This window comes from Actinomycetota bacterium, from assembly GCA_016700055.1.
Lineage (GTDB): Bacteria > Actinomycetota > Acidimicrobiia > Acidimicrobiales > Ilumatobacteraceae > Kalu-18.
In genome coordinates this window covers 2,744,670-2,760,491 of record CP064997.1, presented here as the reverse complement: position 1 = coordinate 2,760,491, position 15,822 = coordinate 2,744,670, and the positions used below count along the sequence as shown (strand labels likewise).

The 15,822-nt window shown below is 70.1% G+C and carries 16 protein-coding genes; 8 read left to right on the top strand and 8 right to left on the bottom strand.

Going from position 1 to position 15,822, the window contains the following annotated elements; translation table 11 throughout:
* Positions 1 to 8: 8 nt before the first annotated feature.
* The 8 genes from IPM43_13325 to IPM43_13290 form a co-directional block, all read right to left on the bottom strand.
* Positions 9 to 545, bottom strand: a complete 537-nt coding sequence (locus IPM43_13325; protein ID QQS24375.1) for a hypothetical protein — start codon at positions 543 to 545, stop codon at positions 9 to 11.
* Positions 542 to 2,137 (bottom strand): NAD(P)/FAD-dependent oxidoreductase, encoded by a 1,596-nt coding sequence (locus IPM43_13320; GenBank protein ID QQS24374.1) that lies wholly within the window; start codon positions 2,135 to 2,137, stop codon positions 542 to 544. Before IPM43_13320 ends, IPM43_13325 begins: the two co-directional genes overlap by 4 nt.
* Positions 2,130 to 2,585 (bottom strand): SCP2 sterol-binding domain-containing protein, encoded by a 456-nt coding sequence (locus IPM43_13315; protein ID QQS24373.1) that lies wholly within the window; start codon positions 2,583 to 2,585, stop codon positions 2,130 to 2,132. Before IPM43_13315 ends, IPM43_13320 begins: the two co-directional genes overlap by 8 nt.
* Positions 2,585 to 4,192, bottom strand: coding sequence for an NAD(P)/FAD-dependent oxidoreductase (locus IPM43_13310; GenBank protein QQS24372.1), 1,608 nt, complete (start codon positions 4,190 to 4,192; stop codon positions 2,585 to 2,587). Before IPM43_13310 ends, IPM43_13315 begins: the two co-directional genes overlap by 1 nt.
* 134 nt (positions 4,193 to 4,326) lie before the next feature.
* A complete protein-coding gene (locus tag IPM43_13305) occupies positions 4,327 to 5,898 on the bottom strand; it encodes a fatty acid--CoA ligase (GenBank protein ID QQS24371.1) in 1,572 nt (523 codons plus the stop codon).
* Positions 5,895 to 6,596: a nitroreductase family protein gene (locus IPM43_13300; GenBank protein ID QQS24370.1), complete on the bottom strand. Its 702-nt coding sequence runs from the start codon at positions 6,594 to 6,596 to the stop codon at positions 5,895 to 5,897. Before IPM43_13300 ends, IPM43_13305 begins: the two co-directional genes overlap by 4 nt.
* Before the next feature lie 2 nt (positions 6,597 to 6,598).
* On the bottom strand, positions 6,599 to 7,387 hold the full coding sequence (locus IPM43_13295; GenBank protein QQS24369.1) for an enoyl-CoA hydratase/isomerase family protein: 789 nt from the start codon (positions 7,385 to 7,387) through the stop codon (positions 6,599 to 6,601).
* A gap of 41 nt (positions 7,388 to 7,428) precedes the next feature.
* A complete protein-coding gene (locus IPM43_13290) occupies positions 7,429 to 8,661 on the bottom strand; it encodes an acyl-CoA dehydrogenase family protein (GenBank protein QQS24368.1) in 1,233 nt (410 codons plus the stop codon).
* 50 nt (positions 8,662 to 8,711) lie between these two features.
* Here IPM43_13290 and IPM43_13285 point away from each other — a divergent pair, with 50 nt between their 5' ends.
* From IPM43_13285 to IPM43_13250, 8 genes are all read left to right on the top strand, one after another.
* Positions 8,712 to 10,361: an acyl-CoA synthetase gene (locus tag IPM43_13285; protein QQS24367.1), complete on the top strand. Its 1,650-nt coding sequence runs from the start codon at positions 8,712 to 8,714 to the stop codon at positions 10,359 to 10,361.
* Positions 10,362 to 10,453: 92 nt separating this feature from the next.
* A complete protein-coding gene (locus IPM43_13280; protein QQS24366.1) occupies positions 10,454 to 11,347 on the top strand; it encodes an SDR family oxidoreductase in 894 nt (297 codons plus the stop codon).
* Between the two features lie 26 nt (positions 11,348 to 11,373).
* On the top strand, positions 11,374 to 12,486 hold the full coding sequence (locus tag IPM43_13275; protein QQS24365.1) for an acyl-CoA dehydrogenase family protein: 1,113 nt from the start codon (positions 11,374 to 11,376) through the stop codon (positions 12,484 to 12,486).
* 5 nt (positions 12,487 to 12,491) lie between these two features.
* Positions 12,492 to 12,755, top strand: coding sequence for a hypothetical protein (locus IPM43_13270; protein ID QQS24364.1), 264 nt, complete (start codon positions 12,492 to 12,494; stop codon positions 12,753 to 12,755).
* A gap of 84 nt (positions 12,756 to 12,839) precedes the next feature.
* Positions 12,840 to 13,697 (top strand): alpha/beta hydrolase, encoded by an 858-nt coding sequence (locus tag IPM43_13265; protein ID QQS24363.1) that lies wholly within the window; start codon positions 12,840 to 12,842, stop codon positions 13,695 to 13,697.
* Positions 13,698 to 13,750: 53 nt separating this feature from the next.
* Positions 13,751 to 14,596, top strand: a complete 846-nt coding sequence (locus tag IPM43_13260) for a PD-(D/E)XK nuclease family protein (GenBank protein QQS24362.1) — start codon at positions 13,751 to 13,753, stop codon at positions 14,594 to 14,596.
* A complete protein-coding gene (locus IPM43_13255; protein ID QQS24361.1) occupies positions 14,593 to 15,174 on the top strand; it encodes a phosphatase PAP2 family protein in 582 nt (193 codons plus the stop codon). Before IPM43_13260 ends, IPM43_13255 begins: the two co-directional genes overlap by 4 nt.
* Positions 15,171 to 15,803, top strand: coding sequence for a protein-disulfide isomerase (locus IPM43_13250; protein QQS24360.1), 633 nt, complete (start codon positions 15,171 to 15,173; stop codon positions 15,801 to 15,803). The genes IPM43_13255 and IPM43_13250 overlap by 4 nt, the downstream gene beginning before the upstream one ends.
* The last annotated feature ends 19 nt before the right edge of the window (positions 15,804 to 15,822 follow it).

The window sequence follows — 15,822 nt, the reverse complement described above, 5'->3', positions numbered from 1 at the left end:
GTCGAGGCTCACCGTCGAACGATGCGGCGTGCACGCCGGCGCCACAGCACCACGCCGCCGCCGAGCACGGCGACCCCGCCCACCACCAATGCCGCCTGTGTCCGCGGCGACGACCACCGTCGGCCGGCACCGGAGACACCATCTGCCGCGTCGTAGAACGAGCGCGGCACCGAGAGCACGAACGACGCGCCCGCGATGATCGGCGTGCCGCGCAGGCGGTGCACCTCGAGCTCACCCGCCCGCCACGCGGTGAACGGTGACACGGTGCCGCTGCACACCCTGGCCATCGAGAGCCACGGAGCGGCCACCTCGGCCGCGCCGGGCTCGGCGCCGTCGCGGACCGCGATCACGTCCGGCCCGAACGAGAGCGTCACCGACATCGCGCGATCGGCAGCCGTGAGCACGACGTCGCCGCGCACGAGTGTCGCCACCCTCCGCCGGCCACGGAAGTCGCGCAAGTTCGCCTCCAGCAGTTCGGCGAGCATCGTCGCCAAGCCGGAGGACTCGTCGCCGTCGGACAGCACGACGGCGGGAGCATCTCTCACACGTCTCTCCACCAGGGATCAATGCCGAGGTCGTCGGCGATTATCTGCAGCGCGTTGTACGCCGGGCCGAACGTGATGAACCCGTGGGGGTGCTGCGTGGACCCGGCCATGTACAGGCCCTCGATCGGGGTGCGGTACTGGCCGAGCTCGGGCAACGGCCGCTGGTCGAGCATGTTGGCGAGCGACACCTCGCCCATCATCCAGTCGCCGCCGATCATGTTGACCATCTTGCGGGAGATGTCGAGGGGTGTGAACGGCACCCAGTCGAGGATGACGTCGCCGGTGAGGTTGGGGGCGAACGAGCGCCAGGCGTCGAGGCATCGCTGCCCGTACCACCGCCCGAGCGTCTCCCACTCCCCGGCTCCTGCCCCGTTCACCGCGAAGGGGGCGAACTGGCGCAGCAGCCCGGTGTAGTAGCCCACCGGTGCGTCGGTGGGGTCGTAGAGCGAGTTCACCGCCGCGTTCGGGCGCGGATCGGGCAGTTTGCCGTCGCGGATCAGGCGCCAGTCGACGTCGAGGTCGGCCGGCGAGGCGTAGCCGAGGTTCACCACCCAGGCCCGGTTCACGTCGGGATCGAACGCCGCCGCCTCGTACTCGGGCAGTGCGCTCATCGCCGCGTGGACCGAGAACAACGTCCAGTCCTTGTGCACCACCTTGGTAGCGACACGCTCGCGGAACTCGGCGCTCAGGTGGCTCGGGTCGACGAAGTCGAGGAACGTCTGCTCCACGGCCACCGTCGAGCACACCGCCCGCCGGGCGGTGATCTGCTCGCCGCTCGTGAGCTGCACCCCCACCGCGCGGCCCGATTCGACCACCACCGTGGCCACCTCGGCGTCGCTCACCATCACGCCGCCGTGCTGGGCCAGATCCCGCCACAGCGCGTGGGCGAGGCGGTGGGAGCCGCCGACGCACAGGTGCCAGTTGTCCATCTTCCCGATCAGCAACGGGAAGCCGATCGCCAGGCCGGCGACGTCGTTCGTGTACCCGCACACGGCCGCGTGGAACGCGAGGTGCACCTTCACCTTCGGGTGGGTGAAGTGCTGGTCGAGGAAGTCGTTGATCGTCTCCCGGCGCAGCTTCACCGACAAGAACTCCGAGCGGTCTTCCACGCCGAAGGCGGCGAGAGCCCTGGTCAGCTCCTTCACCGACATCGGCGGCTGGTACATGAGGGTTCCGAGGAGAAGCTCGACGTAGCCGTGGGCCTCGGCGTGCAGGCGACGGAACGTCTCGGCGTCGCGCTCGCTGAAGCGGGCCATCGACGCAATCGTCTTCTCGAGGTCGGTGTGCACGGTCAACGCGGTGCCGTCGTCGAAGATCGACGCCATCTGCACCTCGGGGCGCACGTACTCGACACCGTGCCCGCGTACGTCGAGGTCGCGTACGGGCGGGGCGAGGTCGACGAACGTGTGGTAGTTGGCGTGGATGTTGTGCAGGAAGCCGGCACCGGTCAGCTCCTCGGTGCACAATCCGCCGCCCTCTTCGTGGCGGCGCTCGAGCACCAGCACGTCGAGCCCGCTGCGGGCCAGGTACGCGCCGAGGGTGAGCCCGTTGTGGCCGGCACCGATGACGATCACGTCGCATGTGTCACGCATAGGGAGGCGCCCCCTTCGGCCAGTTGGTGTCGACACCGTTCACGTACGCGTCGAGGAGCACTTGCACGTGCTCGGCCTGGCGCATCAAGAAGCGCATGTCACCTTTCACCTTGATGTTGCCGCGCAGGGCGGCGTCGATCGGGTCGATTCGGCCGGCGACGATGTCGTCGAACACGGCGGCGGGGCCGACGAAGCGGTAGTCGAGGCGCAGCTCGGGACTGCTCTGCGCCGGACCGTCTTCTTCGCGGTACCAGGCGCAGTGGCCGTCCTCGATCCGGATCAGGAAGTGCCTCGAACCGGCATCACTGACGTAGGGCGACACGCCGTCGCCCTCGATGTCGACCGCCACGTGCCAGGTGCCTTCCGGCAACGACGACATGGTCGCCACGCGGGTGTTGATCGCCGCGCGCACGGCCTCGTACCACTCGGAGCTGTAGGCGTCGGGCATCAGTAGCCCCGCTCGCTCACGACGGGGCTGGCGAGCTGGTGGTCGGCGGCGATCGCCTTGTACGCGTTGTAGCCGCAGGCGGCGTGGATCCCGCCGCCTGGGTATGCCGAGGGGCCGCACAGGTAGAGACCCTCGATCTCGGTGCGGTAGTTCGACGCCTCTGGGAACGGGCGGTTCGTCCCGAGCTGGTCGGGGGCGAACTCGCCGTTCGAGAAGTCGCCCTCGCGCATCTTGTTCTTGTGCTCCATCTGGTCCGGCGTGTACAGCCGATGGGCGAGCACGTTCGCCGGGGTCATGTTCGGCGCGGCTTCGCGCCACTTGGCGAGGAAGCGGTCGTTGTAGGTCTCGCGCACCTCCGTCCATTCCTGCGCGCTCAGCGCGCTGGCCGGTGGGAAGAAGTACCAGCCGGTCGCCGCGTGCCGTCCGGGCGGCGCCTGGGAGCGGTCCCACAGGCTGTTCACCCACGTCCCGGCGCCGGGCTCGGGCAACCTGCCGCCGTAGGAGTCGCGGATGTAGTGCGCCATGTCGACGGGCCCGTCGAAGCCGACCACGGTGTAGAAGCAGCGGTCGATCTCCGGATCGTGGCGCGCGGACAGGTAACGCGGTGCGTCGATCAGGCAGAACATCGGCGTGCCGAGCACATGGCTCGGGCCGTAGCGGAAGGCCTCGGAACGCTTCCTCCACAGATCGGACAGGTGATCCTTGCCGACGAGGTCGAGCATCGTCTGTTGCAGGTCGGCGTTCGACGCCACGCAGACCTCGGCGCGGATGTCGCCGCTGCGCGTGCTGACCCCGACCGCCCGGCCGTCTTCCACGAGCACGCTCTCGACGGCGGTGTTCTCGATCAGGTCGACGCCCTCGCGGTAGCAGGCCTGCGTCATCGCCTTGGCCAGCGTATGGGTGCCGCCGAGAGCCAGCTTCCAGTTGCCCATCGTCCACATCACGAACGTCAGGAAGCCGGCGCCCATCCCGGCGGTGTCCACCGGGTAGCCCCACTCGACGGTGGTCCGGTACATGAGCGCGCGCAGCTCCGGGCACTCGAACAGCTCGTCGATGACGTTCTTCGCCGACTTGGCGACGAAGTGGCCCGAGACGCCGAGATCGCCGAACGCGGCTTCGACCAGCATCTCCTGGGCAGCCGGGTCTGCCGGCGCCGGGGGGTTGTACAGCCCGACGGCGAGCATCTGCTCCAGCATCATCGCCCGCTTCTTCAGCTCCACGTACGTGTCGGCGTCGGACTTGGAGTAGCGGGCGATGCTGGCGTGGGTGCGATCGAGCAGGTCGGGGCGGTGCAAGACGATCGGCGGCCGCCCGTCACCGAACGCGATGCCGGCCTGGGCCTCGGGCATCACCGTGCGCAGCCCGAGCGATTCGAGGTCGAAGTCCTTGACCATCGGCATGATGTCGAAGAACTCCATGTACTGGGCGTGGAGGTTGAAGCGGAACCCGGGCAGCAGCGGCTCCTCGGTGTTCGCTCCCCCGCCCTCTTCGTGCCGGCGCTCGACCACCGCCGTGCGCAGGCCCGAGCGGGCCAGGTACGCGGCCAGACAGAGACCGTTGTGGCCGGCGCCGATGACGACGGCGTCGTAGGTGCGGTGCACCGTCATTGAACCCCCATCCCCTCGTGAAGCGAGCCTGCGCCCGTTCGGCGATTGTCCGGGCTGGGCACGCCTGGGTGTAAGGGACCTAGGTCCCGATTACCGCGACACGGGCGAGCATGCGTCACACCGGGCGAGGAGGATCAGTTCACCTGGCGGGTGCGGCCCTCCCAGTAGGGGGCGCGCAAATCCTTGCGCAGCACCTTGCCGCTCGGGTTGCGCGGCAGCACGTCGGCCCAGTCGACGGTCGTCGGGCACTTGTACTTCGCGAGCTGCGAGCGGCAGTACTCGATCAGCTCCTGCGGAGTCGGATCGGTGCCCGGAGCCCGCACCACGATCGCCTTCGGGGTCTCGCCCCACTTGTCGTCGGGCACCCCGATCACCGCGACGTCGGCCACAGCGGGGTGCCCCATCAGCGCGTTCTCGACCTCGGCCGGGTAGATGTTCTCGCCGCCGGAGACGATCATGTCCTTGACCCGGTCGTGGATGTACAGGTACCCGTCGGCGTCGAGGTAGCCGGCGTCGCCGGTGCGGAACCAGCCTTCGGGGGTGATCGCCTGGGCCGTCTCCTCGGGCATGTTCCAGTAGCCGCGCATCACCTGTGGCGAGCGCACCCAGATCTCGCCGATCTCCCCGCCGGGCACCTCGGTGCCGTCCGCGGCGACGATGCGCAGCTCCACCCCGGGCCCGGGCAGCCCGCAGCTGCGCAAGCGGTGCTTGTTCGGCCCGTCGGGGTCGTGGTCCTGCGGGGGCAGGTTGACCACCGTCCCGGTGGTCTCGGTCAGCCCGTAGACCTGCCAGAACTTGCACCCGAGCAGCTTCACGCTGCGGCTGAGGACGTCCTCGCTGATCGGCGAGGCGCCGTACGCGAACACCCGCAGGCTGGAGAAGTCGGCGTCCTCCACGCCGGGCAGCATCAGCATGAACTGCAGCACGGCGGGTACCAAGAACGCGTGGGTGATCCGCTCCGCCCCGAACAGGCGGACCAGCTCGGCGAGGTCGAGCTCGCGCAGGATCACGCTGGTGCAACCGAGGTACATGCCCGCCGTCGCCCACCCTCCGCCACCGATGTGGAAGAGCGGCATGGCGACCAGGTTCACCGAGTCCGCGTCGAGCTCCCACATCTCCTCGGCCATCGGCAGCAGTCCGAAGAAGTTGGAGTTCGTCAGCATCACGCCCTTCGGGCGACCGGTTGTGCCGCTCGAGTAGAGCTGGAACGCGACGTCGTCCAGTGACGCGGTGATGCCCGGGTCTCCGGCCGGCTGGCGGGCGACCCAGTCGTCCCAGCTCTCGTACCCGTCGTGAGCTCCGATGACGAGCACCAACCTGGCGGTCACCAGGTTCGGGGCGATGGCGTCGAGGATCGGGACGAACTCCGCCCCGACGACGAGCACCTTCACCTGCGCGTCGTTCAAGATGTACTCGACTTCGGGGGCGGCGAGCCGCCAGTTGACGTCGACGCACACCGCGTTCAGCAGGGCGGCACCGTAGAAGGCCTCGAAGTGCTCGATCCCGTTCTTGTCGAGGAACCCGATCCGGTCCTCCGGGCCGACGCCACCCTCGGCCGCGAGTCCGTTGGCCACGCGTTGTGCCCGCTCGTACAGCTCGGCCCACGGCATGCGCCGCTCGCCGAGCACGAGCGCGGTGTGCTCCGGACGCTGCGTGCCGTGCACACGAACGATCTCGGCGACTGAAGCGATGGCCGGTGCTGTCATGAATCCACGGTAGCTCCGCCTCGGCGCTTGGCGGCCCAGTGGTCCCAGTGGGTGACGGCCTCCACCGGCTTGCGGGGCGCAACGCCGAAGCTCCCCACCGGGCGCCCCACCGGCACGAGCGCGGCGATCTCGAAGCGGGCCTCGCCGTCCGGCGCGCCTGGCACCCCGAGCAGCGCGAGCACTTCCGCGGTGTGGATGCGGACCACCGTCGTGAGCGCGGTGCCGAGGCCGAGCGCGCGCGCTGCGACGCAGAAGTTCTGCACCGCCGGATAGACGCTGGCATCGAGGCGGCCGATGTCCATCTCCCCCTCTGCGTCGGCAGGGGTCCACGGGATTCGCGGCTGCAGGAACAGCACGATCGCCGGGGCGTCCTCCAGGTGGTCGGCGAGGTGCCGGGAGGCGTCGCGGGTGCGTCGCCACGACTCGGCCGCCGCCACGTCGCGGAACCCGGTGGGTTCGGGCAGGCTGGCCTCGTAGCGGTCGTACGCCGCCCGGTACCAGCGGGCGAGCTGGGCCTTCACGGTGGGGTCACGGACAACGACGTACTGCTGCGGCTGCACGTTGCCACCGCTCGGCGCCTGCTGCGCCGCGCGCAGGCAGGTCCACAGCTCCTCCTCGGAGACCGCCTCGTCGGTGAACCGGCGGATGGCCCGCGTGGTCATCAGCGCGTCGATCACGGGCATCGACTTCGCGTCCATCCTCACTTGCCCTCGAACCGCGGCCGGCGGCGCTCCTGGATCGCGGCCAGCGCCTCGACGTGGTCCTCGCTCAAGAAGCACGGGATCTCCATCGCCGTCGACACGTCGAAGCTGTCGAGCAGGGCGCGCTTCACGTGGGCGTTGATCGCCTGCTTGGTGCCCCGCACGGCGAGCGGCGCTTGGGCCGCCAGTCGGTGGGCCCACTCCAACGATCGCTCGGCGACGTGCACCGGGTCGCACACCTCGGCCGCGACTCCGAGCCGCAGCGCCTCCTCGGCTGTCAACGGCTCGGAGAGCAGCAGGTGCCGCTTGGCCGCGAGTGGGCCGATGAGCAGCGGCCACACGGCCGTGCCGCCGTCACCGGCGACGAGGCCGACGTTGACGTGGGGGTCGACGATCACCGCGTCGCTCGACATCACGATCACGTCGCAGAGCAGCGCCACCGATGCCCCGAGCCCGGCGGCCGAGCCGTTCAGCGCGCAGACGATGGGCAGCTCGGCGTCGAGCAGGTCCCAGATGAGCTGCTTGCCGTCGCGACGTAGCTGGTCGAGCGCGCCGACGTTGCGCAGCTTGGGGAACCAGGCGAAGTCGCCACCTGCACTGAACGCTCGCTTGGAGCCGGTCAGCAGCACCGCCCGAGCCGTCCGCTCACGCTTCAGCCCGCGGAACAGCTCGCAGAGGTCGTGGTGGAGGTGCTCGTCGACGGCGTTCAGCTCGCTCGCCGGGTTGTCGATCGTGACGACGAGCACGTCGTGGTCGCGCTCGGTGCGCAACGTCTCGAAGCGGTCCATCGCGAGAGTCTCGCGTGGGATCGACGCGAAGGATGAAGGGGTCAGGCGCGGGCGGCGGCGCGCTGAGCCTCGGCCCAGCTCATGCCTTGCTCCACGTCGTGGTCACGCGGCAGCCCGAGCACGAGCTCGGCGACGATGTTGCGCTGCACCTCGCCGGTCCCGCCGCCGATCGTCAGCGCCGTCGAGAACATGAACCCGTCGTACCAGCCCGGGTCGCGCAGGTCTCGCGGGGGCACGCCGGGGCCGAGGTCACGGCTGTCGGTGCCGGGCACGAACTGTTCGTCGCCGGATGCGCCGGCATCGGTGAGCATCCCCGACGCGCCGAGCATGTCGCGCGCCGCCGCCATCACGTGCTGACCGTGCTCGTCGGCCAGGATCTTGCGGATGCTCGATTCCGCGCCGGGTTGTTCGCCCCGCAGGCGCGCGCTGAGCGTGCGCAGGCGGATCAGGTCGAGCAGCACGTGCTCGGTGTAGACGCCGGCCAGGCGCTGGCGCATCGACGGGTCGGTCACCTTGCCCATCTGGCGTACGGCGTCGAGCATCTCGAGCGCGGTCGGGCCGTTGCCCCACAGCACACCGCCGCTCGAGAGCGAGACGCGCTCGTTGCCGAGGGTCACCTTCGCCAAGCGCCACCCGTCCCCTTCGGTGCCGACCAGGTTCGCGGCCGGGATCCTGACGTCGGTGAAGAACACCTCGTTGAAGGTGTGCCCGCCGGTGATCTCGGTGATCGGGCGGATCTCGATGCCCGGGGCGTCCATCGGGCAGATGAGGTAGGAGATGCCCTTGCGCTTGCTGGCGTCTGGGTCGGTGCGGGCGATCAGGATGCCGTACTTCGCGTACTGGGCGCCCGAGGTCCAGATCTTCTGGCCGTTGACGACGTATTCGTCACCGTCGCGCACGGCGCGCGTGCCGAGGTTGGCGAGGTCGCTGCCGCTACCCGGCTCGCTGAACAGCTGGCACCAGAACTCCTCGCCCGCGAGCAGCGGCGGCAGGTATCGCGCCGCCTGCTCGGCGGTGCCGCCGTAGAGGATCGTCGGGCCCGCCCAGCCGATGCCGATCGGGTTCACCGGCCGGCGCACCCGGGCCGCGGACAGCTCTTCGTCGATGATCAGCTGGTGGACGGGGTCGGCCCCGAGGCCGTACGGCGCCGGCCAATGCGGCACGACGTACCCGGCTCCGGCCAGCTCTCGGGGACTCGGGTCCGGATTGGCGGCGAGCCACTCTCTGACGGCGAGTCGGCGCGGATCGTCGTCGGCGGGGAGCTGGAAGTCCATGGCGGAACGTTAGGCCGAGACGTACGCAGGAGGGCTTACGCTCGGTGACGATGAACGCATCGCCGCAGGCCCACGGCTGGAACTTCGCCAACGCCTGGGAGGCGATCGCCGAACGCGTGCCCGACGCTCCGGCACAGCTCCAGGGCGAGCGCACGTTCACGTGGTCCGCGATGGACCGCCGCGCAGACGGCATCGCGCGCGTCCTGCTCGACAGCGGGGCGTCCGAGCAGGACAAGGTCGCGCTCTACCTGCACAACTGCCCCGAGTACATGGAGACGGTGTTCGCGCTGTTCAAGGCCGGCCTGGTACCGGTCAACACGAACTACCGGTACTCCGCCGACGAGCTCGTCTACCTGTGGGACAACGCCGACGCGGTCGCGGTGGTGTTCCACGGCACCTTCGCCGAACGCATCGACCCCCTGCGCCACCGCGTGCCGGCGGTGAAGACCTGGCTCTGGGTGGACGACTCGACCGGCGGCTGCCCACCGTGGGCCGTCCCGTACGAGGCTGCTGCGTCCGCCGCGTCGTCCGCCGACTCGGCGCGAACGGTCGCCCCCTGGGGGCGGCGAGGTGAACATCTGCTGCTGCTCTACACCGGCGGCACCACCGGCATGCCCAAGGGCGTCATGTGGCAGCAGATGGACCTGCTCGGCAGCCTCGACGCGACGTCGAAGCGCCGCTTGCCCCCCGAAGAAGATCTCGACGCGCTTGGCGAGCGCATCACCGGTCCCGGGCCGCGCAACCTTCCGGCGGCTCCGCTGATGCACGGCACGGGGCTGTTCAACGCGATGACGAACATGCTCGCCGCGGGGTGCATCGTCACGATGGAGGGTCGTCACTTCGACCCGGTCGAGCTCCTCGACACGATCGAGCGCCGGCGGATCACGTCGATGTCGATCGTCGGCGACGCGTTCGCGAAGCCGATCCTGCGCGCCCTCGACGCGGAGCCCACCCGGTGGGACTTCTCCAGCCTGCGCGTGGTGGTGTCGAGCGGCGTGATGTGGTCGGCCGAGTCGAAGGCCGGCCTGCTCCGCCACAACGAGCGCCTGATCATGGTCGACGCGCTAGGTTCGTCGGAGGCGATCGGCATGGCCCAGAACACCGTCTCCAAGGACGGCGCGAGCGGCGGCACGGCCAAGTTCGAGCTCGGCCCGTTCACGAAGGTGCTCACCGAGGACGGCCGCGAGGTGACCCCGGGCAGCAGCGAGCGCGGCCGCGTCGCCCTGCGCGGCTTCACCCCGGTCGGCTACTACAAGGACCCCGAGAAGTCGGCGTCCACGTTCCAGGTGTTCGACGGTGTCCGCTGGTCGATCCCCGGCGACTGGGCCGAGGTCGAGGCCGACGGGTCGGTGAGGCTGCTCGGGCGGGGCAGCCAGTGCATCAACACCGGTGGGGAGAAGGTGTACCCCGAAGAGGTGGAAGAGGTGCTGAAGGAGCACCCGTCGGTCGCCGACGCCGCCGTCATCGGTGTGCCCGACGAGCGCTTCGGCCAGGCGATCACCGCGCTCGTCGAACCCCACGTCGGCTTCGAGGTGGACGAGGCGGCGCTGATCGCGCACGTCAAGTCCCGACTCGCCCACTACAAGGCGCCGAAGCGCGTCTTGCCGCTGGCAACCGTCGGGCGCGCGGCCAACGGCAAGCTCGACTACCGCCAGCTCACCTCGGACGCCCTCGAACGCTTCGATCCCCCGGCGCGCTGAAGGCCGGCCGAGCCCCTCGATTGGCGGCTTGGTCCACGATGCGGACGAGCCGTAGCGTCGAGACGGTCCCCGATCCCCCTTCAGGAGCGAACATGTCCGATCTCGGTTACGACGGCAAGGTTGCGATCATCACCGGTGCCGGCGGAGGCCTCGGCCGCCAGCACGCCCTGCTTCTCGCCGGACGAGGCGCACTCGTGGTCGTCAACGATCTCGGCGGCTCGATCGACGGGACCGGGGAGAGCACGAGTGCGGCCGAGCGGGTCGTCGAAGAGATCCGCGCCGCCGGCGGCGAGGCCGTGGCAGACCACAACTCGGTGGCCACCCCCGAGGGCGGCGCGGCGATCGTGCAGACGGCGGTCGATTCCTTCGGACGGGTCGACATCGTCGTCAACAACGCCGGCATCCTGCGCGACAAGTCCTTCAACAACATGGGCCCCGATCTGCTCGGGCCGGTGCTCGACGTGCACCTCGCGGGTGCCTTCTACGTCACCCAGCCCGCCTGGCTCCACATGCGAGAGCAGGGTTACGGCCGGATCGTGTCCACGTCGTCGGCGGCGGGGATCTTCGGCAACTTCGGCCAGACGAACTACGGCGCGGCGAAGATGGGCCTCGTCGGATTCACCCGCGTGCTCGCCGTGGAAGGCGCGAAGTACGGCATCAAGGCCAACGCGATCGCCCCGCTTGCTCTCACCAGGATGACCGAGGACATCCTGGGCGGCCTCGGCGACAGGCTCGACCCGGCCCTCGTCTCGCCCCTCGTCGCGTTCTTGACCCACGAGGAGTGCCCGGTCTCGGGACAGGTCTTCTCCGTCGGCGGGGGCCGCGTCGCGCAGGTGTTCATCGGTGAGACCAAGGGCTACTGGAAGGCCGACCTCGCGCCGGAGGACCTCCGCGACAACTGGGACACGGTGACCGACCAGACCGGCTACTCGGTGCCCGCGAACCTGGGTGAGGAAACCGCCCTCTTCCTACCCTTCTTCAAGTAGCGAGACGAGCAGTTACGTTCTCGGCGGTGTCCGGCAGCGTCGAGGAGTTCCAGGCCACAGCGCGCGAATGGCTGGCGGCCAACCGCGAGCACGCTCCCGGCGACTACGGCGCGATCTGCCCACCCGACCTGGTGGATGCCGGCATCGCCTGGCAGCGCCGGATCCACGACGCCGGCTTCGCCGGCATCCACTGGCCCGTCGAGTTCGGCGGCAGGGGGCTCGGCCCCGAGCACAACGGCATCTGGATGCTCGAGTGCGCCCGCGCCGGGGTGCCGGCGGTGCTCAACATGGTCGGGCTGGTGCTCGCCGGCGGAGCGGTCCTGCGCTACGGCACCGCTGCGCAGCAGACCGAGCATCTGTCGGCGACTCTGCGGGCCGAGCACGTGTGGTGCCAGTTGTTCAGCGAACCGGGAGCGGGCAGTGACCTCGGCTCGCTCACCACCCGCGCCGAACGCGACGGCGACCGATACGTGGTGAACGGCCAGAAGGTGTGGTGCTCGGGAGGGCGCTACAGCAACTGGGGCATCCTGATGGCGCGCACGGACCCGGAGGCGAAGAAGCACGAGGGCATCTCGTTCTTCCTGCTCGACATGCGCCTGCCCGGCATCGAGGTGCGCCCGCTTCGCCAGATGACCGGGGAGAGCGAGTTCGACGAGGTCTTCCTCACCGATGTCGAGGTGCCGGTCGAAGCGCTGCTCGGCCCGCTGCACGGCGGCTGGGGAGTCGGCATGGCGGTGCTCACCAGCGAGCGCGGCCACATCGGCACAAGCGTGATCTCCCTCGAACGTCGGCTCGCGGCCTTCGCCGGCCTGGCGGGAAGCGCCAGCCTCTCGGCGGTGGAGAAGGACCGCCTCACCCGCCTGCTCGCCACCGGCACCGCCTACAAGGCGCTGGCGCAGCGACAGGGCGCGGTCGCCTCGACCGCCGCATCCTTGATGAAGCTCGGGATTACGGAGATGATGTTCGAGATGACGATGCTGCGGGGTGACCTGGCCGGGCTCGAGGCGACCCTCGACGGCGCAGCCGCGCTCGGGATGCTCGCCGCACCCGGCGGGCGAATCGCCGGGGGGACCAGCCAGGTACAGCGCAACATCATCGGTGAGCGCCTGCTCGGACTGCCCAGGGAGCCGAAACCGTGAGCTCGATGCGCAACCCCGACGCCAACGACACGCAGGGATTCGAGGGCTCGGGGAGCGGCGGCCTTCCCTGGCGCCTGATCGGGTTCGTCGTGGTCGCCGCCGCGGCCGCGATGTTCGTGCTGCAGAACCGCGAACGCAAGACCGTCGACTTCTTGTTCTTCGAGATCAACAGCCGCCAGTGGGTGAACATCGTCGTCGCCATCGCGGTCGGGGTGGTGCTCGACCGCCTGTTCATCGGGTGGCGCAAGCGGCGCCGCAACAACGGTTGAGGACGCTGCCCCACTCGCCTGCCGCGCCTTCCCTTACGGGGAGCAGGCTGGCACCACCGAAGCGGTAGGGGCGAGGATGGCGCAGTGCAGGTGCTCTCCACAGACGGCGTGACCGTCGAGGTCCACGACCTCGGCGGCACCGGTCCCTCTCTTCTCATGGCGCACGCCCCCGGCTTTCACGGGCGCGTGTTCGCCCCGGTCGCCGCCCATCTCGCCCGCCGGTTCCACTGCTTCGCGCTCGACTTCCGCGGCCACGGCGACACGCTCGCCCCGCCGGCTTGGGAGGTGGACTGGGAGGGGTACGGCGACGACGCGACCGCTGCCGCCGAAGCGGTCGCCGAACAGGGCAAGGACCGGGCCGGCATCATCGGCGTCGGCCACTCGCTCGGCGGTGCGTGCCTGCTGATGGCCGCGCACCGCGATCCGACGCTCTTTCGCGGCCTCGTCGTCTACGAACCGGTCGTGCCTCCGCCGACGGGGCTGACACCCCCCGGGCGCAAGAACCCCGCGGTCGAAGGGGTCCGCAAGCGCCGCGCCTCGTTCGCGAGCATCGACGCCGCGCTCGCCGACCTGGGTGGGAGGCCACCGACGTCCTACTTCGACGAAGACGCCCTGAACGCCTACGTGCAGGGCGGATTCCGGTCCGCGAACAAGGCGGGCAGGGTCGAGCTGAAGTGCGCCCCGGCGTACGAGGCCGCGACCGTCGAGCGGGGCAGCGCGCACGGCACGTGGGACTACCTGCCCGAGATCGACGTCCCGGTGTGGGTGATCTCGGGCACGCCGGAGCCGTTCCAGCCCTCGAGCCTGGCCGAGCAGATCGCCGAGCGCCTTCCGCACGGCAACCACATCCAGTACTCCGACCTGGACCACAACGGGCCGATGACCGACCCGGCGCGCCTCGCCCGCATCGTCGAGACGTTCGCCGACACCCTCGAGGTGTGACGCGTGCCCGGGCATCACCCCGGTTGCCACACCCCCTACCTACGATGAACCCGATGTCGGACACCGCGGTCTCCACCGCTCCCGCAACGCCGTTCCAGGTGCCGACGAGCCTGTCGCCGTCACGGGTCGACGCCTTCACCAGCTGTCCGCTCGCGTTCCGTTTCGCCAGCATCGAGCGCCTACCCGAGCCACCGAGCATCCACATGACGAAGGGCTCGCTCGTCCATCGGGCGCTGGAGCTGCTGTTCACCCGCCCGGCCGGCCAGCGCGACCGGGCAGCGGCGATCGCGGCGCTCGACGCGGCGATCGAGGAGTACCGCGCCCACCCCGACTTCACCGACTTGTCGCTCGACGACGACGACGCGCAGGCCTTCGAGGCCGACGCGCGCGCCCTCGTCGAGCGCTACCTCGCGATGGAAGACCCGGCGCGGGTGAACGAGATCGGGCTCGAGCTGCGGCTCGAGGCAAAGGTGGGCGAGCTCAGCCTGCGCGGCGTCATCGACCGCCTCGATCTCGACGACGACGGTGAGCTGGTCGTCACCGACTACAAGACCGGCCGCTCGCCGGCCAGGGCATACGAGCAGCAGCGCCTCGGCGGGGTGCACTTCTACTCGTTCCTCTGCGAACAGGTCTTCGGGCGACGCCCCGCACGCATCCGCCTGATGTACCTGCGCGACAGCGAGGTGATCGAGACCAGACCCTCCGAGCAGTCGGTCAAGTTCATCTCCACGCGCACCACCGCGGTGTGGCGAGCGGTCGAATCGGCGTGTCGCAGCGGTCAGTTCCGTCCTCGGCCCGGGCGCCTCTGCGCCGGCTGTGCCTTCCAGCAATGGTGCCCGGCGTTCGGCGGCGACCCAGAGCGCGCCGCCGTTGAGGTGCGCGCCCGTCTGTCGTCGTGAGCGCCTCACCGGCGAGCGTCCCCGGCGTCGGCCACCTCGGCACCGCCGTCGCGGCCGCCGACGAGCGGATCGACGCCCTGCTCGAACGGGTGCGCGGCAACCCGGTGACCGACGCGGTGTTCACCACGGCGAGCCACGTCGGCGACTTCAGCCTCGTCTGGCACGCGATCGGGGCCGCCCGCGCCCTCGCCGGCGGCCGACGCGAGCGGCGCCAGGCTCTCGCGCTCTCCGCCCTGCTCGGCGCCGAGAGCCTGCTCGTCAACCAGGGGTTGAAGCGCCTGTTCCGGCGCCAGCGCCCGACCGCCTCCGGCGACGAGCGGTTCACCGTCCGCACACCGTCCACCACGTCCTTCCCCAGCGGGCACGCCAGCTCAGCCGCGTTCGCTGCCACGGTGCTGTCCACCTGGTCGCCGCGCCGCGCGCCGCTCTTCGCCGCCGTGGCCGTGATCGTCGGCACCAGTCGCGCATACGTGCGCATCCACCACGCCTCCGACGTGGCCGGCGGTGCTGTAGTTGGTCTCTGCCTCGGCGCACTGGCCCGACCGCTCGTCAAGCGCTTGGCCGCGGAGCGGGAATGAGGGCGAGGGCGCGACGGTTATGCCTCCTCGTGCCCCGCCGCTTCGCCGTCACCTTCGACTACCGCTGCCCCTTCGCTCGCATCGCCCACGACCACGTTGTCACCGGGCTCCGCGGCGGCGCCGAATGGGACGTCACGTTCTTGCCGTTCTCGCTCGGCCAGGCCCATGTCGTCGAGGGAATGCCCGACGTCTGGGACGAGCCCCAATCAGACAGCGGGCTGACCGCGCTCCAGGTCGGCGTCGCCGTGCGCGACAACTGGCCCGAGCAATTCCTGGACGTCCACCAGGCCTTGTTCGAGCACCGCCACCTCCGCGCGGGCAGCCTGCGTGACCGCGACGCCGTGGGCGAGGTGCTGGTGAGCGCCGGCGTCGACCCTCGGGCCGTGTTCGACGAGGTCGACAGCGGCCGGCCGCTCGCCACCGTCAGGGACGAGCACACCGCCTACGTCGAAAGCCATCACGTGTGGGGTGTGCCGACGTTCGTCACCGGTTCACGAGCTGTGTTCGTCCGCCTCATGGAAGGCGCCGGCGGCGACGCCGGATTCGCGGGCGCCACCATCGAGCGGCTGCTCGACCAGATCGAGTGGCCGATCCTGAACGAGTTCAAGCACACGGCGATCCCGCGCTGATCGGGTAGGTCGGGCGGCC

Bases quoted from the DNA above. Each gene is read 5' to 3' on its own strand.
- IPM43_13260 (QQS24362.1), top strand. From the start codon at position 13,751: ATGTCGGACACCGCGGTCTCCACCGCTCCCGCAACGCCGTTCCAGGTG.
- IPM43_13270 (QQS24364.1), top strand. From the start codon at position 12,492: ATGCGCAACCCCGACGCCAACGACACGCAGGGATTCGAGGGCTCGGGG.
- IPM43_13310 (QQS24372.1), bottom strand. From the start codon at position 4,192: ATGACGGTGCACCGCACCTACGACGCCGTCGTCATCGGCGCCGGCCAC.
- IPM43_13250 (QQS24360.1), top strand. From the start codon at position 15,171: ATGAGGGCGAGGGCGCGACGGTTATGCCTCCTCGTGCCCCGCCGCTTC.
- IPM43_13300 (QQS24370.1), bottom strand. From the start codon at position 6,596: ATGGACGCGAAGTCGATGCCCGTGATCGACGCGCTGATGACCACGCGG.
- IPM43_13290 (QQS24368.1), bottom strand. From the start codon at position 8,661: ATGGACTTCCAGCTCCCCGCCGACGACGATCCGCGCCGACTCGCCGTC.
- IPM43_13320 (QQS24374.1), bottom strand. From the start codon at position 2,137: ATGCGTGACACATGCGACGTGATCGTCATCGGTGCCGGCCACAACGGG.
- IPM43_13305 (QQS24371.1), bottom strand. From the start codon at position 5,898: ATGACAGCACCGGCCATCGCTTCAGTCGCCGAGATCGTTCGTGTGCAC.
- IPM43_13285 (QQS24367.1), top strand. From the start codon at position 8,712: ATGAACGCATCGCCGCAGGCCCACGGCTGGAACTTCGCCAACGCCTGG.
- IPM43_13315 (QQS24373.1), bottom strand. From the start codon at position 2,585: ATGCCCGACGCCTACAGCTCCGAGTGGTACGAGGCCGTGCGCGCGGCG.
- IPM43_13295 (QQS24369.1), bottom strand. From the start codon at position 7,387: ATGGACCGCTTCGAGACGTTGCGCACCGAGCGCGACCACGACGTGCTC.
- IPM43_13280 (QQS24366.1), top strand. From the start codon at position 10,454: ATGTCCGATCTCGGTTACGACGGCAAGGTTGCGATCATCACCGGTGCC.